The organism is Microvirga sp. GCM10011540 (genome assembly GCF_042650665.1).
GTDB classification, from domain to species: Bacteria; Pseudomonadota; Alphaproteobacteria; order Rhizobiales; family Beijerinckiaceae; genus Microvirga; species Microvirga lenta.
On the sequence record NZ_JBHSBQ010000144.1, the window covers coordinates 83,425 to 109,857 of the forward strand.

The 26,433-nt window shown below is 66.0% G+C and carries 24 protein-coding genes; 11 read left to right on the plus strand and 13 right to left on the minus strand.

Features of this window, described 5'->3' with window-relative positions:
* Positions 1 to 111: 111 nt before the first annotated feature.
* The gene (locus ACFOYU_RS25600) at positions 112 to 2,991 is read left to right on the plus strand and encodes an EAL domain-containing protein (RefSeq protein WP_377035713.1); all 2,880 of its coding nucleotides are present in this window, start codon (positions 112 to 114) and stop codon (positions 2,989 to 2,991) included.
* Between the two features lie 12 nt (positions 2,992 to 3,003).
* Here ACFOYU_RS25600 and ACFOYU_RS25605 read toward each other — a convergent pair whose 3' ends face one another.
* A complete protein-coding gene (locus ACFOYU_RS25605) occupies positions 3,004 to 3,612 on the minus strand; it encodes a YqgE/AlgH family protein (RefSeq protein WP_377035714.1) in 609 nt (202 codons plus the stop codon).
* 106 nt (positions 3,613 to 3,718) lie between these two features.
* Here ACFOYU_RS25605 and ACFOYU_RS25610 point away from each other — a divergent pair, with 106 nt between their 5' ends.
* Both ACFOYU_RS25610 and ACFOYU_RS25615 read left to right on the plus strand, forming a co-directional pair.
* Positions 3,719 to 4,546: a protein-disulfide reductase DsbD domain-containing protein gene (locus ACFOYU_RS25610; protein WP_377035715.1), complete on the plus strand. Its 828-nt coding sequence runs from the start codon at positions 3,719 to 3,721 to the stop codon at positions 4,544 to 4,546.
* 40 nt (positions 4,547 to 4,586) lie between these two features.
* A complete protein-coding gene (locus ACFOYU_RS25615; protein WP_377035716.1) occupies positions 4,587 to 5,069 on the plus strand; it encodes a peroxiredoxin in 483 nt (160 codons plus the stop codon).
* 43 nt (positions 5,070 to 5,112) lie between these two features.
* On the opposite strand, the gene rnhA is transcribed toward ACFOYU_RS25615, so the two are convergent.
* From rnhA to ispH, 3 genes are read right to left on the minus strand one after another with little or no spacing between them, the layout of a single operon-like run.
* Entirely contained in the window at positions 5,113 to 5,598 is a 486-nt protein-coding gene (gene rnhA / locus ACFOYU_RS25620) for a ribonuclease HI (RefSeq protein ID WP_377035717.1), read from the minus strand.
* The gene (locus ACFOYU_RS25625; RefSeq protein WP_377035718.1) at positions 5,595 to 6,560 is read right to left on the minus strand and encodes a homoserine kinase; all 966 of its coding nucleotides are present in this window, start codon (positions 6,558 to 6,560) and stop codon (positions 5,595 to 5,597) included. The genes rnhA and ACFOYU_RS25625 overlap by 4 nt, the downstream gene beginning before the upstream one ends.
* A gap of 3 nt (positions 6,561 to 6,563) precedes the next feature.
* A complete protein-coding gene (gene ispH / locus ACFOYU_RS25630; RefSeq protein WP_377035719.1) occupies positions 6,564 to 7,523 on the minus strand; it encodes a 4-hydroxy-3-methylbut-2-enyl diphosphate reductase in 960 nt (319 codons plus the stop codon).
* A 144-nt stretch (positions 7,524 to 7,667) separates the two neighbouring features.
* On the opposite strand from ispH, the gene ACFOYU_RS25635 reads away from it, so the two are divergent.
* From ACFOYU_RS25635 to ACFOYU_RS25645, 3 genes are read left to right on the plus strand one after another with little or no spacing between them, the layout of a single operon-like run.
* A complete protein-coding gene (locus ACFOYU_RS25635; RefSeq protein WP_377035720.1) occupies positions 7,668 to 9,518 on the plus strand; it encodes a monovalent cation:proton antiporter-2 (CPA2) family protein in 1,851 nt (616 codons plus the stop codon).
* Positions 9,518 to 10,897, plus strand: a complete 1,380-nt coding sequence (locus tag ACFOYU_RS25640) for an MATE family efflux transporter (RefSeq protein WP_377035721.1) — start codon at positions 9,518 to 9,520, stop codon at positions 10,895 to 10,897. The genes ACFOYU_RS25635 and ACFOYU_RS25640 overlap by 1 nt, the downstream gene beginning before the upstream one ends.
* A 38-nt stretch (positions 10,898 to 10,935) precedes the next feature.
* On the plus strand, positions 10,936 to 11,658 hold the full coding sequence (locus ACFOYU_RS25645) for a DUF937 domain-containing protein (RefSeq protein ID WP_377035722.1): 723 nt from the start codon (positions 10,936 to 10,938) through the stop codon (positions 11,656 to 11,658).
* Positions 11,659 to 11,660: 2 nt separating this feature from the next.
* Here the strand turns inward: ACFOYU_RS25645 and ACFOYU_RS25650 are convergent, their stop codons facing one another.
* The gene (locus tag ACFOYU_RS25650; RefSeq protein ID WP_226739632.1) at positions 11,661 to 11,981 is read right to left on the minus strand and encodes a DUF1127 domain-containing protein; all 321 of its coding nucleotides are present in this window, start codon (positions 11,979 to 11,981) and stop codon (positions 11,661 to 11,663) included.
* Positions 11,982 to 12,233: 252 nt separating this feature from the next.
* Here ACFOYU_RS25650 and ACFOYU_RS25655 point away from each other — a divergent pair, with 252 nt between their 5' ends.
* Positions 12,234 to 13,124, plus strand: a complete 891-nt coding sequence (locus tag ACFOYU_RS25655; RefSeq protein ID WP_377035723.1) for a LysR substrate-binding domain-containing protein — start codon at positions 12,234 to 12,236, stop codon at positions 13,122 to 13,124.
* Between the two features lie 4 nt (positions 13,125 to 13,128).
* On the opposite strand, the gene ACFOYU_RS25660 is transcribed toward ACFOYU_RS25655, so the two are convergent.
* On the minus strand, positions 13,129 to 14,106 hold the full coding sequence (locus ACFOYU_RS25660; protein WP_226739636.1) for a DMT family transporter: 978 nt from the start codon (positions 14,104 to 14,106) through the stop codon (positions 13,129 to 13,131).
* 294 nt (positions 14,107 to 14,400) lie between these two features.
* On the opposite strand from ACFOYU_RS25660, the gene ACFOYU_RS25665 reads away from it, so the two are divergent.
* Complete coding sequence (locus ACFOYU_RS25665) at positions 14,401 to 15,018, plus strand: hypothetical protein (protein WP_377035724.1); 618 nt, start codon at positions 14,401 to 14,403, stop codon at positions 15,016 to 15,018.
* 629 nt (positions 15,019 to 15,647) lie between these two features.
* Here ACFOYU_RS25665 and ACFOYU_RS25670 read toward each other — a convergent pair.
* From ACFOYU_RS25670 to ACFOYU_RS25685, 4 genes are all read right to left on the minus strand, one after another.
* Positions 15,648 to 16,277, minus strand: coding sequence for a helix-hairpin-helix domain-containing protein (locus ACFOYU_RS25670; protein ID WP_377035725.1), 630 nt, complete (start codon positions 16,275 to 16,277; stop codon positions 15,648 to 15,650).
* Between the two features lie 321 nt (positions 16,278 to 16,598).
* Positions 16,599 to 16,880 carry a GNAT family N-acetyltransferase gene (locus tag ACFOYU_RS25675; protein ID WP_377035764.1) on the minus strand — a complete coding sequence of 94 codons (282 nt, stop codon included), beginning with the start codon at positions 16,878 to 16,880 and terminating at the stop codon, positions 16,599 to 16,601.
* Positions 16,877 to 17,095 carry a GNAT family N-acetyltransferase gene (locus tag ACFOYU_RS25680; RefSeq protein ID WP_377035768.1) on the minus strand — a complete coding sequence of 73 codons (219 nt, stop codon included), beginning with the start codon at positions 17,093 to 17,095 and terminating at the stop codon, positions 16,877 to 16,879. The genes ACFOYU_RS25675 and ACFOYU_RS25680 overlap by 4 nt, the downstream gene beginning before the upstream one ends.
* 626 nt (positions 17,096 to 17,721) lie before the next feature.
* Positions 17,722 to 19,023: a hypothetical protein gene (locus tag ACFOYU_RS25685; protein ID WP_377035726.1), complete on the minus strand. Its 1,302-nt coding sequence runs from the start codon at positions 19,021 to 19,023 to the stop codon at positions 17,722 to 17,724.
* A 519-nt stretch (positions 19,024 to 19,542) separates the two neighbouring features.
* Here ACFOYU_RS25685 and ACFOYU_RS25690 point away from each other — a divergent pair.
* Positions 19,543 to 21,507, plus strand: a complete 1,965-nt coding sequence (locus tag ACFOYU_RS25690; RefSeq protein WP_377035765.1) for a methyl-accepting chemotaxis protein — start codon at positions 19,543 to 19,545, stop codon at positions 21,505 to 21,507.
* A 55-nt stretch (positions 21,508 to 21,562) separates the two neighbouring features.
* On the opposite strand, the gene ACFOYU_RS25695 is transcribed toward ACFOYU_RS25690, so the two are convergent.
* Entirely contained in the window at positions 21,563 to 22,945 is a 1,383-nt protein-coding gene (locus ACFOYU_RS25695) for a lipopolysaccharide biosynthesis protein (protein WP_377035727.1), read from the minus strand.
* Positions 22,942 to 24,213: a GNAT family N-acetyltransferase gene (locus tag ACFOYU_RS25700; RefSeq protein ID WP_377035728.1), complete on the minus strand. Its 1,272-nt coding sequence runs from the start codon at positions 24,211 to 24,213 to the stop codon at positions 22,942 to 22,944. The genes ACFOYU_RS25695 and ACFOYU_RS25700 overlap by 4 nt, the downstream gene beginning before the upstream one ends.
* Before the next feature lie 292 nt (positions 24,214 to 24,505).
* Between ACFOYU_RS25700 and ACFOYU_RS25705 the strand changes: the two genes are divergently transcribed.
* The gene (locus ACFOYU_RS25705; RefSeq protein ID WP_377035729.1) at positions 24,506 to 25,285 is read left to right on the plus strand and encodes a hypothetical protein; all 780 of its coding nucleotides are present in this window, start codon (positions 24,506 to 24,508) and stop codon (positions 25,283 to 25,285) included.
* 106 nt (positions 25,286 to 25,391) lie between these two features.
* Here ACFOYU_RS25705 and ACFOYU_RS25710 read toward each other — a convergent pair whose 3' ends face one another.
* Positions 25,392 to 25,838, minus strand: a complete 447-nt coding sequence (locus ACFOYU_RS25710; RefSeq protein ID WP_377035730.1) for a YybH family protein — start codon at positions 25,836 to 25,838, stop codon at positions 25,392 to 25,394.
* 143 nt (positions 25,839 to 25,981) lie between these two features.
* Between ACFOYU_RS25710 and ACFOYU_RS25715 the strand changes: the two genes are divergently transcribed.
* The gene (locus tag ACFOYU_RS25715) at positions 25,982 to 26,428 is read left to right on the plus strand and encodes a MarR family winged helix-turn-helix transcriptional regulator (protein WP_226739656.1); all 447 of its coding nucleotides are present in this window, start codon (positions 25,982 to 25,984) and stop codon (positions 26,426 to 26,428) included.
* Positions 26,429 to 26,433: the final 5 nt, after the last annotated feature.

A 26,433-nucleotide genomic window follows, 5' to 3' on the forward strand; every position in this document is an offset into this window, starting at 1 on the left:
CTGAGTCTTGCGGACAATTCGGGCCGAGCCTCGACTTCGCCTTGCCCTCGAGCCTCCTGACCGGTACCAATTCTGTTCCATTGTTGTCGTACCGGACGAAAGACCGAAGCGTTGCGGATCGTTTCTTTCGCCATAACCTTCCTTTTGGCGACATTCCTGTGTCTCGCCTGGACTGCGGACGGCCAGGCCGTCGAGTCCGTGCGCGTGGACCCGAAAACCAAGGCTGTCGATCTCACCCCGATGATCGAGCGCTATCGCTCGGACGGGGACGAGATCCGCATTTCCACGGCCCCCGGCCGTGACGGCATCGTGCGCCGTATCGCCGTGAAGGCGCGCGAAGCGGGCACGCGTCCCGACTGGATCGTGTTCGCGCTCACCAACGACACGGACGAGCAGGTGGACCGCCTTCTCGTCGCGCCCCATTTCCGGCTCACCGGATCGGGCGTGATCTGGCCCGATCTCGGCTCGTCGCGGATCGCGGCGATCACCGCGAGCCAGGGCATCCGGCCCGACCGCGAGGACAGCGCGGATGCGGACATCTTCCTGATCACCCTCGATCCCGGCACCACGGTGACCTTCGTCGCCGAGCTGCGCTCGACCGAGCTGCCGCAGCTCCATCTGTGGGATGCCGACGCCTACAAGGAGCGGGTCAACGGACTCACCCTCTACAAGGGCATCATCATCGGCATCGCGGGCCTGCTCGCCCTGTTCCTGACCATCATCTTCGTGGTGAAGGGCGCCCTGATCTTCCCGGCAGCGGCGGCGCTGGCCTGGGCGGTCCTGGCCTATGCCTGCATCGATTTCGGCTTCTTCCAGCGCGTCTTCCCCATCGCGGAGACCACCGAGCAGATCTACCGTGCCGGTGCGGAAGCAGTGCTCGCCGCCACGCTTCTGGTCTTCCTCTTCGCCTATCTCAACCTCAACCGCTGGCATGTGCGCTACAGCCATGTGACGGCGTTCTGGCTCGTCTTCCTGGGCGCCCTGATCGGCCTTGCCATCATCGATCCCCCGGTGGCGTCGGGGGTGGCGCGCATTTCCATTGCAGCGGTGGCGGCCATCGGCTTCGTGCTCGTCATTCATCTGGCGACGCACGGTTACGACCGGGCCGTGATGCTCGTGCCGACCTGGCTCCTTCTCATCGCCTGGGTGGTGGCAGCGAGCTTCACGGTGATGGGGCAGCTCCCCTCCGATCTCGTGCCCCCGGCCCTCGTCGGCGGTCTCGTGCTCATCGTCATGCTGATCGGCTTCACGGTCATGCAGCACGCCTTCGCGGGCGGCGCGTTCGGGCAGGGCTTCGTCAACGATACCGAGCGCCGGGCCCTGGCGCTCGAAGGCGCCGGCGACGTGGTGTTCGACTGGGACGTCGCGTCCGACAAGATCTTCGTCAGCCCCGAGGTGGAGCATCATCTGGGGCTCAAGCGCGGCTCCCTGGAGGGTCCCGCCTCCGCATGGCTCGACCTGATCCATCCGTTCGACAAGGACCGCTACATGGCGTGTCTGGATGCGGTCATCGAGCAGCGGCGCGGTCGCCTGTGCCAGGACTTCCGCCTGCGCTCCGCCTCCGGCACGTACCATTGGTTCCGCCTCAAGGCCCGGCCGGTGATCGGGTCTGACGGCGAGGTGCTCCGCATCGTCGGCACCCTTGCGGACGTCACCGACTCGAAGACGGCCGAGGAGCGCCTGCTCTACGATGCGGTGCACGACAACCTGACGAGACTGCCGAACCGGCAGCTCTTCTACGATCGTCTGGAGGCTGCCCTCACCTTCGCGAGCCAGGACGATTCCTTACGCCCGACGGTGCTCGTCATCGACGTCGACAAGCTCAAGAACATCAACGAGGCCGTGGGCTACGCGGCGGGGGATTCCATTCTTCTCACCCTGTCCCGGCGGCTCGGGCGGCTGCTCAAGCCGCAGGACACCCTGGCGCGGATCGCCGGCGACGAATTCGCCATGATCCTGCTCTCGGAGCGGGAGCCTGACCGCATCATCGCCTTCGCCGACATGGTCCGGCGCACGGTGACGACGGCCGTGACCTATGCGGAGCGCGAAATCTTCCTCACGGCCTCCATCGGCATCGCACTGCACGATCCGCAGATCACCGCGCGGCGCGAGGAGGTGCTTCGGAACGCCGAAATCGCGATGGCTCATGCCAAGCGCCACGGCGGCGACCGGATCGAGGTCTTCCGCCCGACCATGCGCTCGGATCGCAGCGACCGCTTCACCATGCAGACCGACCTGGGCCGGGCGCTCGACCGCAACGAGATGAAGGTGCTCTTCAAGCCCATCGTCCGCCTGGAGGACCGCACCATCGCGGGCTTCGAATCGATGCTGCGCTGGGATCACCCGCGGCTAGGCCGGATGGGGCCGGAGGACTTCCTGTCGATCGCGGAGGAGACGGGGCTCATCGTCAATCTCAGCTTCTTCCTTCTCGAGCAGACGGCTCGGGAGCTGGCGGCGTGGCAGAACGCCCTGGAGGTCGATCCGCCGATCTTCGCCTCGGTCAACATGTCCAGCCATCTCCTCCTGCGGCACGATCTCCTGCAGGACGTGAAGGCGGTTATCACCCGCACGGGCGTTCTTCCGGGCTCCCTGAAGATCGAGATGACCGAGAGCCTGGTCATGGAGAATCCGGAATACTCGGCCCAGATGCTGACCCGCCTCAGGGATCTGGGCGCCGGCCTCTCCCTCGACGACTTCGGCACGGGATATTCCGCCCTTTCCTACCTGCTGCGCTTCCCCTTCGACACGATCAAGGTGGACGAGTCCTTCGTGCGCCAGATGGCGGGAGGCAAGCCCGTGATCCTGCGGTCGATCGTCAAGATGGCGCACGAACTCGGCATGGAGATCGTGGCGGAGGGCGCGGAGACGGAATCGGAAGCCATCGAGCTCTACCAGCTCGGCTGCGAATATGCGCAGGGTCCCGTCTTCGGGGAGCCCATGTCCATGCTGCAGGCGCGCCAACTCGTCGGCGCGGCGCCGGAAGCGGCTTAAGGGGCGAGAACCTCAGGCGTGGCCGGCCTGCATGGAGAGCATGGCTGGCTCGATGCCGATCTTGCGCAGGGCCATCTCGTAGCGGGTATCGACCGAAGTCTTGAAGATCAGCTCCGCATCGGCCGGACAGTTGAGCCAGCCATTGGACTGGATTTCCAGTTCGAGCTGCCCCGCGCCCCACCCCGCATAGCCGAGCGCCAGCACGGCGTTCTCGGGGCCGTCCCCCCGAGCAATGGCCCGCAGGATGTCCACGGTGGCGGTCAGGCAGACGCTATCGTCGATGGGCAGGGTGGACTGGGCGATGTGGTAATCGGGCGAGTGGAGCACGAAGCCGCGGCTCGTCTCGACGGGTCCGCCCATGAGCACCTGCATCTGGCCGACCTTCTCCGGCAGGCGGATGCGCTCCATGTCGGGGATGATTTCGAGCTGAACCAGGAGATCGGGAACGTTGACGTTGGCGGCAGGCCTGTTGAGCATGATGCCCATCGCCCCTTCGGCCGAATGGGCGCAGACATAGATGACAGCCCTTGAGAAGCGCTCGTCCGTCATTCCCGGCATGGCCACCAGCAACTGGCCATCGAGGTAGCTGGAACGGGCATTGAAGGTAGTGGACTGTATCATATCTCGACTTCTGCCTTGCCAGGCCCGCAGCCCGATCACAGGATCGTGGATGGCATGCCCGAGGATAAACCGCATAAGGGAAGCGCGTCAGGAGGGCGTCAGTTCCATGCCAATCATGTTACGTACCGTTCCAGCGGCCATTTTTTTGATCTTGGCCGTTTTTCCGGCTTTCGCCCAGCCCCCGGCATCGTCCTCATGGGTTCAGGGTCTGCACTCCCGGGCGCGCCTGATTTCCGGCGAGACCGAAGGCGGCCGTCACCTGGCGGGCATCGAGATCGCCCTGGATTCGGGCTACAAGACCTATTGGAGGACGCCCGGCGATTCCGGATTGCCGCCGCGCTTCGACTGGGCGGGCTCGGAGAACGTCGCCGACGTGGAGATCCGCTGGCCGGCCCCCTCCCGCCACGAGGATCCGGGTGGCGTCTCCTACGTCTACGAGGATTCGGTCGTCCTGCCGGTCCTGGTGACGCCCAAGGAGGCGGGCAAGCCCGTCACGCTCGCCCTTTCCGCCGATTACGGCATCTGCAAGGACATCTGCATTCCCGCCCATGCGGAGATGAAGGCCACGCTCTCCGGCAAAGGCCCGCATCAGGCGGACATCGCCAAGGCGCTGGCGGAGGTGCCGCGGCCTCAGGCCCTGGGAGCCAAGGGCGAGATCGCGGTGGAGAGCATCGAGCGGGTCGCGCAGGACCAGCCCACCTTTCGGGTGACGGTCCGGGCTCCCACGGGAATCAAGCCCGCCCTTTTCCCGGAGGCCCCCGAGAACTGGTATCTTTCGGCCTCGGAGCCCGACGACGCCAACCGCGTCACGGTGACGGTGGAGGACAGGCCGAAGGAGGCCTCCGGCCCCGTTCCGGTCCGGCTCACCCTGGTGGCCGGCGGGAAGGCGGTCGAGACGCAAGTGAGCCTCGACGCCGGGCAACAGCCACGCTAGTGAGAAGGCAGCCCCTCGGCACAGTGTTGGAGAACTGCCTATGACAATTCAGATTGGAGAAAGTCTGCCCCAGGCCACGTTCCGCGTGATGACGCCGGACGGGCCCGTGGCCAAGACCACGGACGATCTCTTCAAGGGCCGCAAGGTCGTTCTCGTGGCCGTGCCGGGCGCTTTCACGCCGACCTGCCACCGCAACCACCTTCCAGGTTACGTGGAGAAGAAGGACGAGATCATGGCGAAGGGCGTCGACGCCATTCTCGTGACCTCGGTCAACGACGTGTTCGTGATGGATGCGTGGGCGAAATCGAGCGGCGCGGACGGGATCGAGTTCGTGGCGGACGGCAACGGCGACTTCGCCAAGGCTCTCGGCCTCTCCATGGACGGCACCGGCTTCGGCCTCGGCATGCGCTCCCAGCGCTATTCCATGCTCGTCGAGGACGGCGTGGTGAAGGCGCTGAACGTGGAGGACGCCCCCTCGAAGGCCCAGGTCTCCGGCGCGGAGAACCTGCTCAAGGACCTCTGATCCGGCATTTTCATGCAGGATGTTCATGCAGGATGGCCGTCGCTCAGTCGGATGCGAGCGACGGCTTCGGGGCACCGCAATTGCCCTTCTTGAACGGCCGCATGGCCGCGACGGCGAGTTCGTCGACCCGGATGTTGATCGGGTCGTCCGCGTGGCCCTTCACCCAGTGCCACGAGACCTGATGGCGGGACGCCGCCTCGTCGAGGGCACGCCACAGATCCTCGTTCTTCACCGGCTTGTTGTCGGCGGTGCGCCAGCCGCGCCGCTTCCAGTTGTGCATCCAGGCCGTGATGCCCTGGCGCACATACTGCGAGTCCGTGAAGAGTTCGACCGTGCAGGGGCGCTTGAGGGCGTTCAGCCCTTCGATGGCCGCACGGATCTCCATGCGGTTGTTGGTCGTGAACGCCTCTCCACCGGAGATTTCCTTCTCGCTTCCCTTGAAGGACAGGATGGCGGCCCAGCCGCCCGGGCCCGGATTGCCCGAGCAGGCGCCGTCCGTATAGATCACCACGCGCTCTGCCCCGCTCATGCGTCGAGCCCGTATTCCCGCGCATGGCGGACATGGCGGTGGAAATTGAGCTTACGGTCGTATTCCAGCGGATCCTTAGGCTTCACCAGCGCCCCGGGCGGCACGTTGAGCCAGTCCACGAGGCGGGTCAGCATGAAGCGCAGGGCCGAGCCGCGGCAGAGGATCGGCAGGGCCTCGATCTCGGCCGGCTCCAGCGGACGCACCGCCCGGTAGCCCGCCAGCAGGGCGCGCCCCTTGGTCAGGTTGTAGGATCCGTCGGCCTCGAAGCACCAGGCATTGAGGCAGATTGCGACGTCATAGGCGAAGGCATCCGTGCAGGCAAAGTAGAAGTCGATCAGCCCCGAGACCTCGGGACCGATGAAGAACACGTTGTCGGTGAACAGGTCCGCATGGATGATGCCGGTGGGAAGCCCGCCCGGCCATGCGCCCGTCAGATAGTCGAGCTCGCGCCGGGTCCGCTCGGCGAGCCGGTCCGAGACCGTATCCGCCTGCGCCTCGGCCTGCGCGAAGAGCGGCGCCCACCCGTCCAGGGACAGGGCGTTGGGCCGGGTCATCCCGAAATCCTCGCCCGCCAGATGCAGCTTGGCCAGGGCTCCCCCCAGGGCGGCGCAGTGCTGCGCCGTGGGGCGGCGGATCGCGATGCCGTCGAGGAAGGTGATGATGACCGCGGGCCGCCCCGCCACCCGGCCGAGGGACTCGCCCTGGCGGTTGACCACGGGCAGCGGGCAGTTCAGGCCCTTGCGGGCCAGATGCTGCATGAGCGCCAGGAAGAACGGCAGATCCGCCTCCCGCACCCGCTTCTCGTAGAGGGTCAGGATGTAGGAACCCGCCGTCGTATGCAGGAAATAATTGGTGTTCTCCACGCCCTCGGCGATGCCCTTGTAGGACAGGACGGTGCCGATGTCGTAGGTGGCGAGGAAAGCGGACAGCTCCTCGTCGTTCACTTCGGTATAGACAGCCACTCTTTACTCCGCCGCGTGCTCGCGAAGCTCGCGAGGCAGAGGAAAGAAGACGCTCTCGTCCGCCGTCGAAACGCTTTCCACCGACACTTCGTAACGCTGGGCGAAGGCGTCGATGATCTCCTCCACCAGAATTTCGGGAGCCGAGGCCCCCGCCGTGATGCCCAGGCTCCGGATGTTGCCGAACAGGCTCCAGTCGATGTCCTCGGCCCGCAGGATGAGGCGCACCAGCGGGCATCCCTCCCGCTCGGCCACCTCGCGCAGACGCTGCGAGTTCGAGGAATTCGGCGAGCCGACCACGATCATCGCGTCCACGGAAGGCGCCACCCTCTTGACCGCGCCCTGGCGGTTGGTGGTGGCGTAGCAGATGTCCTCCTTGTGGGGTCCCACGATGGAGGGGAACCGCGCCTTCAGGGCATCCACCATGTCCTGGGTGTCGTCGACCGACAGGGTCGTCTGGGTGACGAAGGCCAGGTTGTTCTCGTCGGCGGGCTGGAGGCGGGCGATGTCGTCGACGGTCTCGACCAGGGTCGCGGCGCCCTCGGGCAGCTGCCCCATGGTGCCGACGACCTCCGGATGCCCCGCATGGCCGATCAGGATGATGTGCTGGCCGCGCTTGTGATGGACCTGGGCCTCCCGGTGGACCTTGGTGACCAACGGGCAGGTGGCGTCGATGGCGAACAGCCTGCGGGCCAGCGCCGATTCGGGAACCGATTTGGGAACGCCGTGGGCCGAGAAGATCACTGGGGCGTCGCCGTCCGGGATCTCGTCGAGTTCCCGAACGAAGACGGCTCCCTTACGCTTCAGGTTTTCCACCACGTACTTGTTGTGAACGATCTCATGGCGGACGAAGACCGGCGCGCCATAGATCGACAGCGCCTTCTCGACGGCATCGATGGCACGCACGACACCGGCGCAGAACCCGCGCGGTGCGCAAAGAAGAATATCGAGAGGCGGCTTGGTCATGATGCGGCGATGTGGCGAGAGCAGAGCCCTCCTGTCAAGCGGGAGCGACGCTTATTCGCGGCCGATGCCGCCTGCAAGAAACGCTCGCTCTTCCGGAAAAGACTCCCTAGAAAGGAAGCGTCAAGTCGCACCTCCCGATGACCGATGGCAAACGCAGCCTCCCACGTCAGCTTTCTCCCACCCATTCTGACCTTCTGCGGGGCTGCGGCGGTGGCTGTCCCCCTGTTCAGGCTCCTGGGCCTGAGCGCCGTCCTCGGCTATCTCGCCGCGGGGGTCGTCATCGGCCCTTCGGGCCTGGCACTGGTAGGGGATCCTCAGACCCTGGTCACGGTCGCGGAACTCGGGGTCGTGCTTCTCCTGTTCATCATCGGGCTCGAGCTCAAGCTTTCCCATCTCTGGTCGATGAAGAGGGACATCCTGGGGCTCGGCTTCGCGCAGCTGGCGATCACCGCGCTCTGCCTGGGAGGCGCGGCGCTCTATATCGGCTTCTCGCCCCATGCCGCCTTTGCCACCGGCATCGCGGTCGCGCTCTCCGCAACCGCCATCGCGCTGCAGATGCTGGGCGAACGCAACGATCTTCAGACGCCCTACGGCCAGCGCTCCTTCGCGATCCTGCTCTTCCAGGACATCTCGGTCGTGCCGATCCTGGCGCTCCTGCCCCTCCTGGCCTCCGGCGCCGGCGAGGTCCAGCATGAAAGCCTCTCCGACCGCCTGTTCGCCCTGGCCGAGGCCGTCGCCGCCATCGCGGCAGTCGTGCTGATCGGCCGCTACGGGCTGAACCCGTTCTTCCGCGTGCTCGCGCGCAGCGGCGCCCGCGAGGTGATGACCGCCTCCGCCCTCCTCGTCGTGCTGGGCGCGGCCCTGCTCATGGAGGAAGTCGGCCTGTCGATGGCGATGGGCGCCTTTCTGGCCGGGCTTCTCCTGGCCGAGTCGAACTTCCGCCACCAGCTCGAGGCGGATATCGAGCCGTTCCGGGGCATGCTGCTGGGCCTGTTCTTCATCAGCGTCGGCATGACCATCGATCTCGCCCTCGTCGGCCGGCAATGGGTTCTGCTGGCGATCGCGGCTCCGACGGTGATCCTCGCCAAGACGTTCATCATCGCCGTCCTGTCGAGGCTGTTCGGCGCCACTTGGCGCGACGGCCTGCGGTCGGGCGTTCTGCTCTGCCCGGCGGGCGAATTCGCCTTCGTGCTCCTCCCCGTCGCGGCGGGGCTTGGCCTCATGGAACCGGAGGAGGCGCAGCTCGTGACGGCCCTGGCCGCCGTCACCATGCTGCTCGGCCCCATCGTTTCGACCCTGGTCGAGAAAGTGCTGGAAAGGCGCGGCGGCGAGGCCGTGCCCGGGCTGGCGGACCCGCAGGGGCATGAAGGCGAGTTCGAGAGCCGCGTCCTCGTGATCGGCTTCGGCCGCTTCGGGCAGATCGTGAATCAGGTTCTTCTGGGCCAAGGTGTTCCGGCAACCGTCATCGACAAGGATGTGGAACGCATCCGCGATGCGGGCCGTTTCGGCCTCAAGGTCTATTACGGGGACGGCGCGCGCCTCGACGTGCTGCGCGCGGCGGGAGCCGAGAAGGCGGAAATGATCTGCGTCTGCACGGACGACCCTGAGGTGACGCTCAAGATCGTCGAGATCATCCACGAGAATTTCGGGAATGCCCGCAGCTTCGTGCGCGCCTACGACCGCATCCATGCGGTCGAGCTGATGAAGCACGACGTCGACTACCAGGTCAGGGAAGTCTTCGAATCCGCGATTGCCTTCGGCCGGGCCGCCCTCGAAGAGCTCGGGACGCCGCCCGAGATCGCCGCGGGAACCGCCGATGACATTCGCAAGCGCGACATCGCCCGGCTCGTCCTGCAGAAGGCCAGTGGCGCGATGGGCGGCGCGGAGCTCGTCGTCGGGGCCAAGATCGCCCCCGAGCCTCTCCTGGCTCCCGCCGGGAAGGCTCGCGCGCTCAGCGAGGAAACGAGAGACATTCTCGGCGAAGGAGTCTTCTGATGGACGCCTCCCCTGCGGGGAAAACCGCGGACGATCAGGCGGCGCTCCCTCGCTTCGTCGCAGGCTCCACCATGCGCCACGTTCTCGTTATGACGGGAACCGGGACGGCGGGCCTGATCGCGATCTTCGTCGTCGATCTCGTTTCTCTTCTCTACATCTCGTGGTTGGGGGATCCGAGTCTGACGGCGGGCGTCGGCCTTGCCACCGTGGTCATGTTCTTCACCATATCGATCAATGTGGGGCTGATGATCCCCATCGGCGCGCTCGTGTCGCGCGCCCTGGGGGCGAGGCGCCGGGAGGACGCCTGCCGGCTGGCCTCGTCCTGCACCGTTCTCATGGCCGTCGTCGCCGCCGTCGTCAGCGCGGTCGCCCTGCCGCTGCTCCCGTGGGTCCTGAAGCTTCTCGGAGCGACCGACCTGACCTATCGCGTCGCCCACGGCTTTCTCTGGATCGTGCTGCCCACCAACGTGCTGATGGCCATCGGCATGGCCCTCTCGACCGTCCTGCGCGCAGCCGGCGATGCCAAGCGCAGTATGTATGCCACGCTTTCGGTCGCGGCCGTCACGGTCGTGCTCGATCCGATCCTGATCTTCGGCCTCGGGCTCAAGGCTAATGGCGCAGCGCTCACCCTCGGCATCGCGCGGGTGGTCTATATCGCTGTCGCCTACGGCTATGTCACCCGATTCCACAACCTGATCGCAAAGCCGCAGGTGAGGAGCATCATGGCCGATACGAAGCCTTTCTTCGCCATCGCCGTGCCGGCCATCCTGACCAATATCGCGGCCCCCGTGGCGAACGCCTTCTTCACGAGCATCATGGCCCGCTTCGGCGACCAGGCCATCGCAGCATCGGCCATCATCGATCGGGTGACGCCCGTCGCCTTCGGCGGCCTGTTCGCCCTGGCCGGGGCGATCGGCCCGGTACTGGGCCAGAACTGGGGCGCGCATCGCTACGACAGAATGCGGCAGACGCTGAAGGACTCGCTCACCTTCATGACCGTCTATGTCGGTTGCGTGTGGCTTCTCCTCTACCTCGTGCGCGTACCGATCACCCAAGCCTTCCATGCCGAGGAGCTGACCGCCGAAATCGTCCAGTATTTCTGCGTGCTCAGCGGATTCATCTGGTATTTCGTCGGTCTCGTCTTCGTGGCGAACGCCTCGTTCAACAATCTCGGCTTTCCCCTGTTCTCGACGTTCTTCAACTGGGGCCGCGCGACCTTGGGCATGATCCCCTTCGCCTATTTCGGCGCCGAGATCGGGGGGCCCATCGGCGCCCTGGTGGGCATCGGCCTCGGCTCCATCGCATTCGGGATTGCGGCCATCGTCACTGCGTTCTGGACAATCCGACGTCTGGAGAGGCAAGCTGGCCGGCCCTTGTAATCGGCAAGGCCGGGGCGAGCGCCGGGAAGGAGCCTGCGATGTTCAACTGGTTCGATCTGATGCGCCAGGCCCAGACGAGTGCGGGCTTCGACATGCTGGCGCGGCAATATCACCTCTCGGGCGATCAGACTCAGAGAGCCATGGCGGCCCTGCTGCCGGCCTTCGCCATGGGACTGCAGCATGCGGCCTCGCCCAACGATCCCAGCCGGCTCATGCAGACGATGATGAGCAACGCCTACCAGAATTTCTGGCAGGGCGCGGGGCAATCCTTCTCCGCCCAGGCGCAGCAGGAGGGAAGACGGCTGCTCGACCAGCTCTTCGGCTCCGACGACGTGACCCGCCGGGTGGCGCACCAGGCCGCCGACTATGTCGGCGTGAGCGTGGAGACCATGCAGCAGATCCTGCCCCTCATGACCGGGATTCTCGCGGGCGGGATGTATCAGTGGATGGCGCATCAGGGCCGCGCCTTTCAGGCCGCCGCCACGCCGCAGCAGCAAGGGAGAGAAAACCCGGCCGATCCGTGGGCGCAGCTCTGGGCGATCTGGATGAATGCGGCGACGCCGGAGAAGAAGCCGGCCGCCAACCCGTTCGAGGAGATGATGGCCGGTTTCATGCAGCAGCCGGCCCCTCCCCCACCGGACCCGGCGCCATCGGCCGCGCCGTGGGACGACATGATGGAGAAGGGACGCGATATGCAGAGGCAGTATCTCGCGTCCCTCCAGTCAATTTTCGAGGATGCTTCGAAGCCTCCTGAAAAATAGCCTCAGGCGCAGGCCTGCTCGGGACGCGTCACCGTCGGCACCACAGGTCGGCGTGAAGGCTTCGGCCGTTCGGACCGAGCCTGCCGCTCCATGGATTGAACCAGAACCACGGACGGGTTGCGGAGCAGCGACTTCGACAATGCGCCCTGCACGTCGTCCCGGGTGAGGCCGATATCCTTCAGGAGCCGGTCGTCGAGATCCGTCAGCGCCTTGATCTCCTGGCGGTGCCGCACGTTCTTGACGAGGTTGCCGACGGCGCGGGAGATCCACTGGACGAGGACGCGCCCGGAGAAGGATGTGGTGGAACCGATGGTCTTGGCCATGGGGATTTCTCCTCGCGCTGCATCACGTGACCGCCCTGGAACGGCAGCGAGCGTTCCAGGGTGTTGCAAGCCCGTTCCAGGGGCGTTCCAGGGATGTTGCAGAAACGTTCCAAGCCGAGAATTCCACTTAACTAATTGAAATATAAGTAGAATTTTTCAGTTTGTATTTTTAGTGTAGCTTGATCATCTCATAACTTGAAACGATTGTTTAAGATATGTATCATCAAAGTCATTGATGATGAGGCTGATCCCATGCACCTTCTCGACATCGACCAGCTGCGGACCTTCGTGGCCATTGCGGATACCGGCTCGTTCACCCGGGCCGCGGAAATCGTGCACAAGACGCAGAGCGCCGTCTCCATGCAGATGAAGCGCCTGGAGGACCGGGTCGGACGCCCGATCTTTGAGCGCGACGGGCGCCTGTCGAAGCTCACCGAGGAGGGCGAGCGCCTGCTCGACTACGCCCGCCGGATCGTGCGCCTGAATGCGGAATGCATGGCCTCCTTCAACGAGAACGAGCTCAGCGGCCGCGTGCGCCTCGGGCTGCCGGACGACTACGCCGACCGCTACCTGCCGGAGATCCTGGCGCGTTTCTCGCGCTCGAACCCAAAGGCCGAGGTGACGGTGATGTGCGAGCCCACGCACAACCTGATCGAGCGCATCCAGCACGGCGACCTGGACCTCGCCATCATCACCCATGTGGACCGGCGCGGCCCCTCGGAGATCGTGCGCATCGAGCAGCTCCTGTGGGTCACCTCCGCCCGCCACGGGGTGCACGAGGAAATCCCGATTCCCCTGGCGCTCGGCCGGCCCAACTGCGACTGGCGCCACTCGGCCACCGAGGCGCTGGAGAGCGCGGGCCGCGCCTTCCGCATCGCCTATGTGAGCTGGCATTCCACCGCGGTCGGCGCGGCGGTTCTGTCGGGGCTGGCGGTGTCGGTCCTGCCGGAGAGCGCCGTGCGGCCCGGCATGCGCATCCTCGGCCCCTCGGACGGCTTCCCCGCCCTGCCCTCGTGCAAGATCGGCCTGATCCGCGCCCGCGGCGAGGAGAGCCCGCTGGCGGATGCCCTGTGCTTCCACATCAAGCAGTCGCTGGACAATCTCGGCGCCACCCGCACCGTGGTTCCGGCGGCGGCGGAATAGGGCTTCAGGCCTTGGCGGCCGGCCGGCGCAGCACCAGCACGTTGCCGGTCAGCGCCAGCACCACGCCGAGAACCGCCAGCGGCGTCCAGGCATAGCCCTCGATGGCGGTCGAAACGGCGAGCGCGATGATGGGGAACAGCACCGTCGCGTAGCCCGCCCGCGCCGCGCCGAGGCGCCGCAGCAGGGTGAGGTAGCACGCGAAGGCCAGCACCGAGGCGCCGACGGCGAGATAGACCAGGGAGCCCACGTATCTCACCGTAGGCTCGATGATGAAGGCGTTGCCGCGAACGAGGTTCAGCCCGAGGAGCACCAGCGTGCCGTAGGTCATGCCCCAGGCATTGGCCGAGAGCAGCGGCACGCCCCGGCGCTGCACCACCGTCGACATCATGTTGCCCGAGCAGAAGAACAGGGTGCCGACGACGCACAATCCCAGGCCCCACAGGGCGGCGGCGTTGAAGCCCGCCCCCGTGATCTCCGGCCAGAACAGAAGGCCGATTCCGGCAAATCCGATCGCGCCGCCCAGGGCCACCCGCGGCTCCACCTTCTGGCGGAAGAGGACGAAGCCCAGCACCAGGTTGAAGATCGAGGCGAGCGAGAACACCACGGAGAGAAGGCCCGACGGGATCGGGATCGCGCCGTAATAGAAGCAGATGAAGTTGAACGAGAACAGGCAGCACCCGAGCACCGCGAAGCGCAGGTGATCGGCGCCCGAGAAGCGCACCGGCTTTCCGGTGGCGAGCACCCAGCCCCACATGACCAGGGCGGCGAGAACGAAGCGCCACAGCACCGACATCTCCGGCGCCACCACGCCCACCTGCGCCTTCATGCCGATCCAGCTCACGCCCCAGAGCAGGACGGTGGCGACGTAGAGGCCGAAGGTGGTGCCGTCGAACCGGGCCGGGGCCGGCGCGGAGCTCTGGAGGGCAGTGGCGTGGGACATGAAGGCGACCTTGTTGCGAGCCTCCGATCTACGCCGGATCATGCATCAGCACAAATGATGAAATGTCATCGGTTTCGGCTGGAACGCTGATGAAACGTTCCAGCAACGGCCCTGGAATCCCTTGGAATTCCCTGCAACGCCTTGGAACGCCGTTCCAAGGCACCCTGCCCCTGCGGCATATCCATGGGGCAGGAGCGGGATGCGGGAAGCATCGGATGTTATCCACAACCGCAAGCCAGCACATGGCCATCGCTGCAACCGAAGCTTGACCAGGCCTCCCGCCACGCTATTATGTTCATGTTTTGTACTCCCCTGATCATATTTCATTCCTTGCCCATGACCGAACCTGACACATTGCCCAAGCCGACTGAAGATCCGCTCCTTTCGGCGCCTCTCGCGGTTCCCTCCCCGGCCGTTTCGCGGAGGAATGCAACCGCCGCGAAAAGCCCGGAGCTGCGCGAGAAGCTCTCGCCCGCCCGCGTGACGCAGCTGCGCGAACTCGTGGAGGGCACGACGAAATCCTACAAGCGCATCGGTGCGGAACTGGGCGTGTCGCCCTCCACCATCTCGCGCTACGCGACGGACGGCGAATGGCGCCGCCCGCCCGGGGCCGCCCTTCCCGCCCGCATCGCCCGCCACCGGGACAAGACCACCGAGAAACTCTGGAAGCTCACCGCCCGCCACGTCGAAGCCCTGGAGGAGCAGGATGTCGAGCTGACACGGCGCTCGCTCCAGCCGCTTGCCAGCCTCACCCGCGCCCTCGGCGCTCTCACGCCGGCGAAGATCCCGGCCGCCCCGCTCGAGCCGGGGCACGACGCCTCTCCCGAAAAGCCCACACGCACGATCCACGAGCTTCGGGACGAACTGGCCGCGCATCTCGAGCGGATCGAGCGCGAGGAGGCGGAATACTGGGACCGGCACGCCTGGCATTTCGAGAACGGCGCAGGCATTTGAAATCCGGCCCGCCGCGATGCACGACCATGCCCGATCCTCATCTGAGGCGCCGCGGAAGCGGGGTTTCGAAGGAGGATCCAGGGCACGCTGGAGACGCCTTGCCCTCCGAGACGGACCTGACGGTCCTCCTCAGGGCGAGGCTTCTGAACGCCGCGTTCCTCCGCATCGGGGCGCGGGGGCAGTCCGGACGGAACCCAATCGCTGAGGGGGCCGCATTCGTCTCGGTACGAATCCCAGGCCTGCCCGACTTCGCCGGAAGCGCCACCCTGCTCTCCTCCCCACGGACCTCGCCCGGCTCGAAGACTCACGCTGGAAGCGCCGCGTTGCTCTCCTCCCCACGGACCTCGGGCTTGCCCGAGATCCGCATCCTCTTGCGCAAGTCGGGAACACCCGACTTGCGGTGGGGAGGAGGTGGAGGTGGGGGTGTGGGCGCCGGACCCTCATAGGCTATCGCTCACACCCCCACCCTGGCCCTCCCCACAAGGGGGAGGGAATGAGGTTGCGCTGAACACCGCCACATCCACGACGGTCGTAACCAAACTCCACCCTCATCCTGAGGAGCCGCGAAGCGGCGTCTCGAAGGAGGCTCAGGAAGGCACGGGAAGCACCAGCAGACTCGCCCCAGCGCCTCAGCGCACCGTGACCTGATCCTTGATGCGGGCATAGACCGAACGGTTCAGCACGCGCTTCTTCACGAGATCCTCGACCGAGGCATAGGGACGACCGCGCACGATGGCCTTGCCGATCCGGCCGCCGCCGCGCAGGGAATTGAGTTCTTCGAGGGAGGCGGCGTTGAGGTCCTTGAGTCCGTCCGCGGGTTCGGGCTCGGGAATGGCGGCCGGCATGGCGCTGGCCAGAACGGGCGCGGGCTGGGCAGGTTGCGGAGGCGCCGCTGCGACGGGAGGCTCGGGAGGTGCGACGGGGTTGCTGCCCGTGATCTCCGGAACGTCGGCGGGTTCGGTCTCGACCGCCGTCGGCGCCGTCGGAACAGGACCGCCATAGGCGCCGTCCGTCGTTACGGCCGCCACACGCACCGGAGCAGCCGGCTGCGGCGCGGATACCGACACTGTCTCGACCACCCTGGGCGGGGTGGCCGCCGCGACCCTCTCCGGCGCCTTCCCTTCCGGTCCGGGCGGCGGCACGGCCAGCCAGCCGGCGAGGAGCACGCTGGTCACCAGAAGGAGGAAGAGGGCCCACAACGAAAGATCGCCCTTGCGACCGCTGGGAGCTTGGGCACGGGAGAGATCGCCAATTCGCATGGAAGTCTCACGGCTATGTCCTTCGGATCGCCTTTGTTAGGCGCGGGATGTGGCGCAGACATGGCAGCCGAAAATCATGCACGGCCCAAAGGTGGATGCCTCCTTCGCACGTGTTCACACCGGGGATGACGTCGCTCGCAATATCGCCTCGGAGCGCATCCCGACGAGCGGTGGATAGCGGGCACCCTCGAAAACGAACAACTTGCAAACGTTATATAGTTTTTTTTGCGAATGTGCCGCACATCGGCCTGTGATGTGCGCCGTCCTTTCCATGCTTCTCTGTCTCTTATCCGGCAAGGCCGCTTCGCAGACCGCCTGGTCTCAGTCGCGCGGGAACGAGTTGCACATCGCCCGCGCCGCATCCACGGACCAGCGGGCGATGAGCTTCTCGGAGATCGTCGCTCCGAGCATGGTGTAGAACCTTTTCGCCGGCATGTTGTCGACCAGAAGCTCCCAGCGCACGGTCATCTCCTGTGCGGCGGCGATCTCCGCCATTCGCCGCATCAGCGCGCGGCCGGCGCCAAGCCCGCGGGCGCGTTCGCGCACGTAGAGGTCGTCGAGATTGATGAACTCGCCGCCGCCCCAGATCGAATAGCGGATCAGTAGCTCAAATAACCGACTACGCCCTCCGCATCCTCGGCGAGCAGAACCCTGAAGCGCGGCGCGGGACCGAAGCCGTGCTCGCGCAGCCGCGCCTCGTCGATGCGAATGGCATCGGAGAGGTTCTCGAATGCCGCAAGTTCCTTGATCAGGTCGAGGATCACCGGCACGTCGCCGGCTTCGGCGTCGCGCACGACGATGGAGCGGTTCAGGGTCATGGAAGTCTCGGACCGGGAGGATGAATGATGGCGGGAAGGCGGATAGCACGCACGGCGCGCGCATGACAGAGCCGACCGCCCCCACCTCACTCACCGGGCGAGGTGCGGACGTCAGGCGATCGATGTTCATCCACATTCACCCGAGTCCTCGTACCGGGGAGGTTGCACGATGACCGTCTCGAAGCGTCTCAATAACGAAGGCGTCCCCGGAGTGCACTGGAGCCTCCTTCGAGACGACGCTGTCGCGGCTTCTCAGGATGAGGGTGGGAGCGGTTGCGGCCTTCGTCGATGTGGCGCTGTCTGGCGCGACCTTGTTCCCTCCCCCTTGTGGGGAGGGCCAGGGTGGGGGTGCCGGCACCAGACCTTCATAGGCTATCGCTCACACCCCCACCTCCAACTCCTCCCCACAAGGGGGAGGAGAGCCGGTCGGCGCTTCCGGCGAGGCCCGAGATCGTGGGAGGAGAGCAACGCGGCGCTTCCGGCGAGTTCGAACTCCGGGGGAAGACAGTTCGCGCGGCGCGTTGCGCACCTCCATCAGGCCTGCGATCCGCAAGCGCCAGACGGCGCGAGCCGCGCGGAACTCCGACACGGCCCGTCATCGCCTGTCGTGGCGTTCCGCCTGCGCCTCAGACCACGTAGTAGCCCATCGGGTCGGAGCCGAAGCTTCCGGGCTCGATATCGACGAGGAGCGGTTTGTTGCTGCCCCCATGGAGCCGGTAGAATTCGGCGCCATGCTCCTCGGTGGTGGCGGTGAAGTAGAGCTTCCTGCCGCTGACGGTGAAGTCGTGCGGGTTCGAGCTCTCCTCACCCCTGTTGATGTCGATCAGCTTCGGCTTGCAGCGCCCCGGCCCCAGCTTGTACAGCTCGCGCCCATGCTCCTCCGTGTAGGCGCTGAAATAGAGCTGCCCCCTGAACTCGGTGAAGCCGAACGGGTTCGAGCTTTCCGCGCCGCGATTGATATCGATGAGAACGGGTTTCTTGCTGCCCGGAGCAAGCCGGTAGAGCTCGCGCCCATGCTCTTCCGTCGTGGCCGTGAAGTAGAGGTGGCCCCTGTACCCGGTGAAGGCGTCCGGATTCGAATCCGCAGCGCCGGGATTGATGTCGATCCGCGTCGGCGTGGTGCTGTCGTCGGCCAGCCGATAGAGCTCCCGCCCCGCCTCCTCCGTTCCCGCGGCGAAGTAGACGGCATCTTTGAACGCGGTGATCTTGTCCGGAAACGAGCTTGCGGGACCGGGATTCACGTCGATGATCGTTCCCGTGTCGCAGCCCGGCGTGAAGCGCATCAGCTCCACCTCCAGGCCGTCTCTGCGCGCGGGGAAGTAGAACGCGCCGTCGAGCTCCGTCATGGTCGTGGTGCCCTGCAGGGAATCGCCGGGACCGGGCGTCAGGTCGATCACGGTGGGCGTGCTGCTGCCCGCTTCGAGACGATAGAATTCGATGCCGCGCTCCTCGGTCTGCGCGCCGAAATAGAGCGTGTCGCCGAACACCTGCAGCCGCGTGATGCTCAGTTCCGCCCCGTCCGCGGTCTCGATCCGTTCGGGCGTGTTGCTGCCCGGAGCGAGCCGGTAGAGCCGCGTGCCGAGGTCGTCCGTGAACGCGGTGAAATAGAGGTGGCCGTCGAACTCGATGAGGTTGATGGGAAGCGAGCCGAACTGTTCCGGCCCCGGACCGCCGGGCCCCTTGTTGATGTCGATCAGGATCGGCGTCTTGCTGCCCGCGGGCAGCCGGTAGAGCTCCGTTCCGTATTCCGGCGTCGTCGCCGTGTAATAGAGGTCGCCGTTGAACACGGCGAGGGGCCGCGGACCGGGGACGAATTCGCCCAGATCGATGTTCAGGGAAATGGGTTTCGAGCTCCAGTGCGGAAGCCAGTGCAGCTCCCTGGTCCCTTCCTGGGTCAGGGTGTGGAAATACAGACCTCGTCTCGCCATCGGGCACTTCCTGAAAAAGCGGTTGGTGGGACTGCCCCTCGACTCGCAACACTTTGCGCCTGCCCGGCAGGCATAGAATTATTCGCAATCTCGATACGGCGGAAGCAAACCGAGACCACGCAATGCTTGGTTGCCTGCACACCGTCGATGCACAATCACGATGACATGATTTGCCAGCGCGGGACCTCAATCTTTCGGATACGGCGCTCCGCAACAAATGGTTGAGGGGCTACCTCTTTTGATAGAAACAACGCCCAGCATCCACAGAGACGACTGCCTCGAAGTACGAAGCGTTTCCTTGCGCTTCGCAGATGACGACTTGCAGAATCATGACCCTGCATCTCTTCACTTTGAAACCATAGAAGACGAAACCGACACATCATGGAATATTCTGCGCGCACCGGAATGAATTCTTTAAGCTTTCCAATCTAACGTTACGCTATGCATCACGCGATGCATCCGCCGTTGCACATTCCGTCGGTGAACAGCCTCATTCCAAGGGGGTCGGCCGTGGCCGCCATGTTGTCCCGCATATCTCTCCGGTTTCAGATCCTCACGACCTGCCTCGTCGGCGTCGTCGGCATTCTGGCACTTGCCCTCGTCTACGTCATAGGATCCGGCACGGCCGAGCAGCAGCGAAGGGCGGCCGCCGCCGCAACGAAGCTGGAGCTTCTGGTCGTCGAGATCGACGCGGACCTGCTCAACGCACGCCGCGCCGAGAAGGACTTCTTCCTGCGCGCCGACGAAAAATACGCGGCCCGCCATGCGGAGATCGTCGAGGAGGCCCAAGGCGACCTGAAGGAGGCTCATGAACTCACGGGATCGTCCGCCGGCGGCGACCTCCTGGCGAAGGTCACGCAGATCGAGAAGGGGATCGGAGCCTATGCGGAGCGGTTCAGGAACACTGTCGCGCTGCGGCAGAAGCTGGGGCTGAACGAGGAGAGCGGCCTGCAAGGCAGCCTGCGCGGGTCCGTGCGAGCCGTCGAGAAGAAGCTGGCCGAGTTCGACGAGCCGCGGCTGATGATCCTGATGCTGATGATGCGGCGGCACGAGAAGGATTTCATGCTCCGCTTGGACGCGAAATACGGTGAGGAGATGAAGAAGCGGGCGGACGAATTCGCGAAGGCGCTTTCGACATCCACCCTCGCGCCCGCCACCCGCAGCGACGTGGCTGCCGCCATGGCGGCCTATCAGCGGGACTTCGCGGCCTACATGGAGACCCAGCTCAAGTTGGCGGAGGAGATGAAGTCCGTCTCGTCCGCCTATGCCGAATTCGAGCCGACGATGGATGAGGTCAAGAAGGCGGCGGAAGAGGTCTATAAAGCCGCCCGCGCCGATGCCGAGGCCACAGAAGCCCGCACCTCGCTTCTGATGTGGTCGGCCATCGCCATCGTGCTCGTTCTCGTCCCCTCGCTGGCCGTCGGCCTGGGCAACGCGATCGCGAAGCCCCTGCTGCGCATCACGGAGGCGATGCAGCGCCTCACCGAGGGCCAGCTCGCCGTCGCCGTGGACGGCACGGGCCGCCGCGACGAGATCGGCGCGATGGCCCGCGCGGTTCAGGTGTTCAAGGAAGCGTTGATTGCGAAGAAGGCGGCCGACGAAGCCGCCGCGCTCGAAGCCGACGCCAAGATGCGTCGCGCCGAGACCCTCGACCGGCTCACCAAGCGCTTCGAGGCCAACATTTCTGTCCTGACGCAAAGCCTGTCGGGCGCCTCGACCGAAATGGAGGCGACCGCCCGGTCGATGACCGCAATCGCCAATCAGACCAGCAGCCAGTCCATGGGCGTGGCCTCCTCCGCGCGGCAGACCTCGGCCAACGTGCAGACGGTGGCGGCCGCGACGGAAGAGCTCTCGATCTCGATCCGCGACATCGCCGGTCAGATCCTCCGGTCCTCGCACATCGCCGAGCGCGCCGTGGAGGGAACGAAGCGGACGAACGTGACGGTCCAGCAGCTGTCCGGCATCGCCGAGAAGATCGGCAACGTGATCGCGCTCATCAACACCATTGCGGGCCAGACCAACCTGCTGGCGCTCAACGCCACCATCGAGGCGGCGCGCGCGGGCGAAGCCGGCAAGGGCTTCGCCGTGGTGGCGAGCGAGGTCAAGGAACTCGCCAACCAGACCTCCAAGGCCACCGAGGAGATCGGCAGCCAGATCGCCAGCGTCCAGCAGGCGACCCAGGAGGTGGTGGGCGCCATCCAGGAGATCGCGCAAACCATCTCGGAAATGTCGCAGATCTCCACCAGCCTCGCGGCCGCGATGGAGGAGCAGGGAGCCGCAACGGCCGAAATCTCCCGCAACGTGCAGGAGGCCGCGCAGGGCACAGAGTTCGTCACCGGCAGCATCACCGACGTGCAGCATGGCGCGGGCGAGACCGGGGCCGCCGCATCCCAGGTTCTGGGAGCGGCGCAGGAACTGGCGCGCCACTCGGAGGAACTCAGCCGCGAGGTCGAGCACTTCCTCAGCGGCGTGAAGGCGGCCTGACGGCTGACGCGGCACCGCGGGCCCGGAGCCATCCGCTCCGGGCCTTCTTTTTGGGTCAGATCCCGCTGCGCAGGCGCCGGTCGCAGCTGAAGATGCACCAGCCGATCTGGCTGATGTTGACGAGCATGCCGACCACGGCGAACAGCGCCACCGCGACCGTGCCGTCCTGGTACACGAAGGCGCCGACGGCGAGCGCGGAGGTGCGCAGGGCCAGCACCACGATCTCATAGGCGAGAAGATGCCCCTGAAGCCCGAGGATCGGGATGGCCTGATAGGCGGGCGAGCCGATGAAGACGATGTAGAACCACAAGGACAGCCAGCGGGCGTAATCCCCCGCGGCGGTCCATTCCACGCCGAAGACGAGGCTGAAGAGCCAGGGCGCGAAGGCGATCATGATCCCGAAGGGAAGAAGGCCGACCGCCGCCAGCGCGGCGGTGCCCTTCAGGAGCAGCGGACGCAACCTTTCCGACCGGTGGCTCGCCTCCGCGATGCGCGGCAGGAACACCGTGCCCACCGCCGCCGAGATGACCGTGATGGGGAGCGACACCACCCGGTAGGACAGGACGTAGAACCCCGCCGCCACCGGTCCCACCAGGGCCGCCAGCATGAGCGACGGGATATTGTGCGAAAGGCCGTTGAGCCAGTCGTGCGGCGCGCGAAAGAGCGGGAAGTCGCGGTAGCGATAGGCCACGTCCCTCAGCGGCACCGGTGGATCCTGATCGGCGCGTTTTCCCGGCACGAGCGTGTCGCGGGCGCTGGTCCAGAGCAGCGCCAGCTTGAGCAGGCCCGCGAGCGCCACCGACGCGAGCAGCACGGGCGCCGTCGCCGCCACGAAGCCGACCGCCGTCTTCGCGCCGCCGACGATGGTCGCCTCCGCGACGGAGATGCGCGAAAGGGCGCCGAACTGCTTCTTGCGCGCCAGCCAATGGTGGAACGGCTGCGCGACGGCTATGACGAGGATCGTCACCGGCGCGAGCCACAGCAATTGCGAGGGTGCGGTGAACCCGATCGCCTCCGCGATGTCGCGGTGGAAGATGCCGAACACCAATGTCGAGAGCGCCGTCACCGCGAGGCTGATCAGCACCGAGAGCCGGAAGAGCGCCCGCGCCTCGTTGTCGGTCGCGGGCAACACGATGGATGCGCCGTAGGCCAGATTGGCGAAGGGCAGCACGAGGCCGACCGCCGCCAGGAAGATGCCCTGCACGCCGAAGATCTCCGGCCCGTAGAGGCGCGTGATGAGCGGCGAGAAGGCCAGCGTGATGAGTTGAGCCGCCGCGGTGCCGCCCACCACCACGGCGACGCCGCGCAGGAACGCGTGTCCGCGCAGGCGGTCGATCCAGACAGCCGCCCTTCCCGGCGGGCTGACGCCGCTCGAGCGCAGGCGCCGCCGCGGCGGGCGGCCGAGGAGCGGCCTTCTCTCGGGGATCGGCGCGATCATGGAATCCCGCCGTCCTTCTCTCTGTCCGGAGCGGGGCGGCTCTCCGCCGCCCGTTGGGGCTTGCGGTCTCCCCGGCGCCGGAACCGGCGATGGGCTTCCTTCAGGGCTTCCGGAATGTTCGGCCGCACGTAATCGCGGTAGATCGAGCGCGACACCACGCGCGACAGCTGGAACAGAACCGGCAGCGCGTTCGCGCGCACGAGATGCACGTTGGTGTAGGCGTCCTGCGGCATGTGCCAGTAGCGGTGCGCCTCCGCGAAGCTCATGTGATTGATCTCGTCGATCTCGGGACGGGAGAAGGCGTCCTTCAGCGCCTCCGCCGTGACGAGAGTGCCGGGCCTGCACATGGCGAAGTTCTCGTCGAACGCCACCTTCGGGAGCATGAGGGCGCTCCCGCAGCGGATGCCCAACCGGGCCGCCACGAGGTGATCGTCCACCCGGATACCGTACCATTCCAGACCTCCCTCGGCAGCGAAGTTCCTCACCAGGGTGGTGTGGTATGCGAGGGAGTTCTCGTTGTTGAGGATTGCCGTGCCGAGGCGCCCTTTCCAGCCCGATGCCTCGAGGGCCAGGAACTCGTCCAGGAACCCGACATCGGCCTCGTCCCCTTTCCTGATCTCGACCGAGACATGCCCCATTCCATCGAGCTTCCTTCGATAGCGCTTGAGGTTGGTGCGCATCTTTCCGGCGGTCGTCAGAAAGCTGTCGAAATCGCCGCTCACGTCGAGAAAGGAGTTCATGTAGCGCGCACCGCGACGCACCACGTAGCCTTCAAGCCCCTCCTCCAGGGCCGCCCACAGGGGCGAGTTGCTGCGCACCGCCATGAGATCGATGCCGAGATGGCTCGGCACCTCCCTGTCGACGGCTTCCAGCAGCGCCCGCAACGCGGGTCCCGCCTGGTCCGGCGCCAGCAGGATCCTGTCCATGGTGACATGCCTGTCGCAGGTGCGCAGGACGGGCCGGCTCCGGCCCAGCACCGAGTGCGGCCCGGCAATCACCGGCACCACGCCGACGAGCCTTTCGGCCAGATAGACGAAGCAGCAGAACCAGTATTCGCCGGGCTCCGGACCATGGCGGAAACCGGCATCGACCCAAGCCGGCAGCAGCGTCGCCAGCTTCTGCGGCGCCTCCAGGGCCAATCGCCGCCACGAGTCGAAATGCGGCCGCAAAGCTTCGAGATCATGAACGACGACCGTGCGCAGCCCGGTCGACGGGATGGTCCTGGACCGCCGGCGACCCTGTACGTGATAACTGTGGCTTGATCCCATCTCGCTGACCGTGCTGGGGCTCCGTCGCGGCATGCCCGCAGGTCAATATTGGCACCGCTGCCCAAAGGTCATGACCTCTATATTGGGTATCCCGCCTCTGGCCGCCGAGACATCCGGGCTACTTCACAAGATGAGGAAAAATGCATCCGGGAAATACGGCCATCGGGAGTTGTCTCGCCCCGGCAGTCGCCCGGCGCCGGTCGGGACCCGGTGCCTACACCCTCACGTCCGCACTTCTCACGCCACCGCGGGACCTGTAGCATCTTCCCCAACGTAATTGGGTGCGGGACACATGACAGACGGGGTTGGGCACCGGAGGAGGACGAGGCCGCTTCTCCTCCTGATCGCCGCGGGGCTCCTGACGGGCGCGGCGGCTCAGGCCCAGGGAAACGGCAAGCCGCAGCTCCTGTGCCCGGGCTCGGCGAAGATGATGGCGGCGGACCCGCTCCTGCGCGACGCGGTCAAGACCGCCTATCCGAAGATCGCGGAGAGCCGTCGCAGCGTTCGCCAGCACGGGGCGGCGCCGTGCCTCTTTCCCTACCAGGCCATTCTCTACGGCGATTCGGTGGTGCTGCTCACCCTGGGCCGGATTCCCGGAGAGGCCTGTCATGGCTGCGCCGGCGAGCTGAGCGCCGTCTTCCTGCGCAAGAGCAAGGACGACCTGACCGTCGAAGGGCGCCATGACGAGTTCGCCGAAAGCGGAACCTTCGGCGATCCCGGCATCGTCACCCCCACGCGGCTCGGTCCCGACAACGGCATCGTCATCGAGGGCGGCGGCACGTTCCAGGGCGAGACGTCGAGCTCCCTGCAGGCCTTCATCTTCCGGGACAGACGCGCCGTCAGGCTCGGCCCCAGGGACGGCATTCCGCTGCGCCTGAGCAACTGCGAGGCGAAGGAAAAGGGCGAACCCTGCACGGACATCAACGCCGCCTGGCGCGTGGATCCGGGCGGTCGCCTGCTGATCGATTACGGCGGCAAGTTCGCCGACGGAATCAAGGTGGCCACGACGGTCATCTACGAGCGTCGCGGCGACAAGCTCGCCCTCGCCTCCGGCAAACCGCCTGCGTTCTGAGGCCGGAAGGGTCCGCCTCCCCCGCCTTCACTTCCCGGTCCGGCAGAACGAAACCGGGCGCGACAGGAGCTTCCCGCCGCGCCCGCTCGGGACAACGAATCTTCCTTTACGGTTCGAGTCCGAACAACACCTTGCCGGTTTCCATGTCGAAGGGGGCCGAGAAGTGTTCGTGCACGATCGTCCACTGGTCGGCCTTCTTTCGGCAGCCGACGCTCACGCGCATCCAGCAGAACTTCTCTTCGCCGTTCGCATCCGCTCCACCGCAGCGGCTGAGATAGTGGCCGAAGGCCACGTCCTCGCCCGCCGCAATGGCGAGGTCGTGAATCTCGAAGGTCATGGCGCCCTCGCACATGTCCATGCACGCCTTCCAGTGCTGGCTGTAGGCGTCGACTCCCTTGAACTGCAGCTGCGCGATGGCGTCGAAGGCCACGATGTCCGGCGCATAGTGGGATGCGATCGCATCCACGTCCTTGGCTCGGACCGCCTTGAGCCAGGAATGCAGCAGATCGCGAACCTGGTCCTCGGACCTGACTTTGTAGGCAGCGGTATCCATGGTCTTCTCCCTCTTCGAGAATGGTCGGCCGTGCCGACGGTGTGGCGATGGGTGTGATCGCTTCCCAGCCTGGACATCTGGCGGCCCGGTGAGTCCGAGCACTCGGTCTTGACAAATACGTTGATATCAACATAATAAAAACCATGTCAAGCCGTGACGAGCTTCCCTTCGATCTCACCCTCAGGGTGCGCGATACCTGCCTGTGCCTGCACGTGCAGCGTGCGGCCCGGGCCGTCGCCCGTCGCTACGACGTGGCGCTGCGGCCCCTGGGGCTGACGAATTTCCAGTTCTCGCTGCTGATGTCGCTCAACCGGCCGGCGCCGCCGACCATGAGCCAGGTCTCGTCCCTGCTGGCCATGGACCGCACCACCCTGACCGCCAACCTGAAGCCGCTGGAGCGGCGGGGCCTCGTGACGGTGGGCGTCGATCCGGCCGACAAGCGCAGCCGGCTCCTGAGCCTGACGCCCGAAGGCCGCTCGCTGCTGGCGGCGGCCATGCCGCTCTGGGAGAAGGCCCAGGAGCAGACGGCGCAGCTGATCACGCAGGCCGAGCCCGATGCCCTGAGGGCGGATCTGCGCGCGCTGTCCTGAATCCG

Bases quoted from the DNA above. Each gene is read 5' to 3' on its own strand.
- ACFOYU_RS25665 (WP_377035724.1), top strand. From the start codon at position 14,401: ATGACCGAACCTGACACATTGCCCAAGCCGACTGAAGATCCGCTCCTT.
- ACFOYU_RS25685 (WP_377035726.1), bottom strand. From the start codon at position 19,023: ATGGCGAGACGAGGTCTGTATTTCCACACCCTGACCCAGGAAGGGACC.
- ACFOYU_RS25670 (WP_377035725.1), bottom strand. From the start codon at position 16,277: ATGCGAATTGGCGATCTCTCCCGTGCCCAAGCTCCCAGCGGTCGCAAG.
- ACFOYU_RS25680 (WP_377035768.1), bottom strand. From the start codon at position 17,095: ATGACCCTGAACCGCTCCATCGTCGTGCGCGACGCCGAAGCCGGCGAC.
- ACFOYU_RS25700 (WP_377035728.1), bottom strand. From the start codon at position 24,213: ATGGGATCAAGCCACAGTTATCACGTACAGGGTCGCCGGCGGTCCAGG.
- ACFOYU_RS25660 (WP_226739636.1), bottom strand. From the start codon at position 14,106: ATGATCCGGCGTAGATCGGAGGCTCGCAACAAGGTCGCCTTCATGTCC.
- ACFOYU_RS25715 (WP_226739656.1), top strand. From the start codon at position 25,982: ATGTCAAGCCGTGACGAGCTTCCCTTCGATCTCACCCTCAGGGTGCGC.
- ACFOYU_RS25605 (WP_377035714.1), bottom strand. From the start codon at position 3,612: ATGATACAGTCCACTACCTTCAATGCCCGTTCCAGCTACCTCGATGGC.
- ACFOYU_RS25690 (WP_377035765.1), top strand. From the start codon at position 19,543: ATGTTGTCCCGCATATCTCTCCGGTTTCAGATCCTCACGACCTGCCTC.
- ACFOYU_RS25640 (WP_377035721.1), top strand. From the start codon at position 9,518: ATGGACGCCTCCCCTGCGGGGAAAACCGCGGACGATCAGGCGGCGCTC.
- ispH (WP_377035719.1), bottom strand. From the start codon at position 7,523: ATGACCAAGCCGCCTCTCGATATTCTTCTTTGCGCACCGCGCGGGTTC.
- ACFOYU_RS25705 (WP_377035729.1), top strand. From the start codon at position 24,506: ATGACAGACGGGGTTGGGCACCGGAGGAGGACGAGGCCGCTTCTCCTC.
- rnhA (WP_377035717.1), bottom strand. From the start codon at position 5,598: ATGAGCGGGGCAGAGCGCGTGGTGATCTATACGGACGGCGCCTGCTCG.
- ACFOYU_RS25615 (WP_377035716.1), top strand. From the start codon at position 4,587: ATGACAATTCAGATTGGAGAAAGTCTGCCCCAGGCCACGTTCCGCGTG.
- ACFOYU_RS25655 (WP_377035723.1), top strand. From the start codon at position 12,234: ATGCACCTTCTCGACATCGACCAGCTGCGGACCTTCGTGGCCATTGCG.
- ACFOYU_RS25650 (WP_226739632.1), bottom strand. From the start codon at position 11,981: ATGGCCAAGACCATCGGTTCCACCACATCCTTCTCCGGGCGCGTCCTC.
- ACFOYU_RS25610 (WP_377035715.1), top strand. From the start codon at position 3,719: ATGCCAATCATGTTACGTACCGTTCCAGCGGCCATTTTTTTGATCTTG.
- ACFOYU_RS25635 (WP_377035720.1), top strand. From the start codon at position 7,668: ATGGCAAACGCAGCCTCCCACGTCAGCTTTCTCCCACCCATTCTGACC.
- ACFOYU_RS25710 (WP_377035730.1), bottom strand. From the start codon at position 25,838: ATGGATACCGCTGCCTACAAAGTCAGGTCCGAGGACCAGGTTCGCGAT.
- ACFOYU_RS25695 (WP_377035727.1), bottom strand. From the start codon at position 22,945: ATGATCGCGCCGATCCCCGAGAGAAGGCCGCTCCTCGGCCGCCCGCCG.
- ACFOYU_RS25645 (WP_377035722.1), top strand. From the start codon at position 10,936: ATGTTCAACTGGTTCGATCTGATGCGCCAGGCCCAGACGAGTGCGGGC.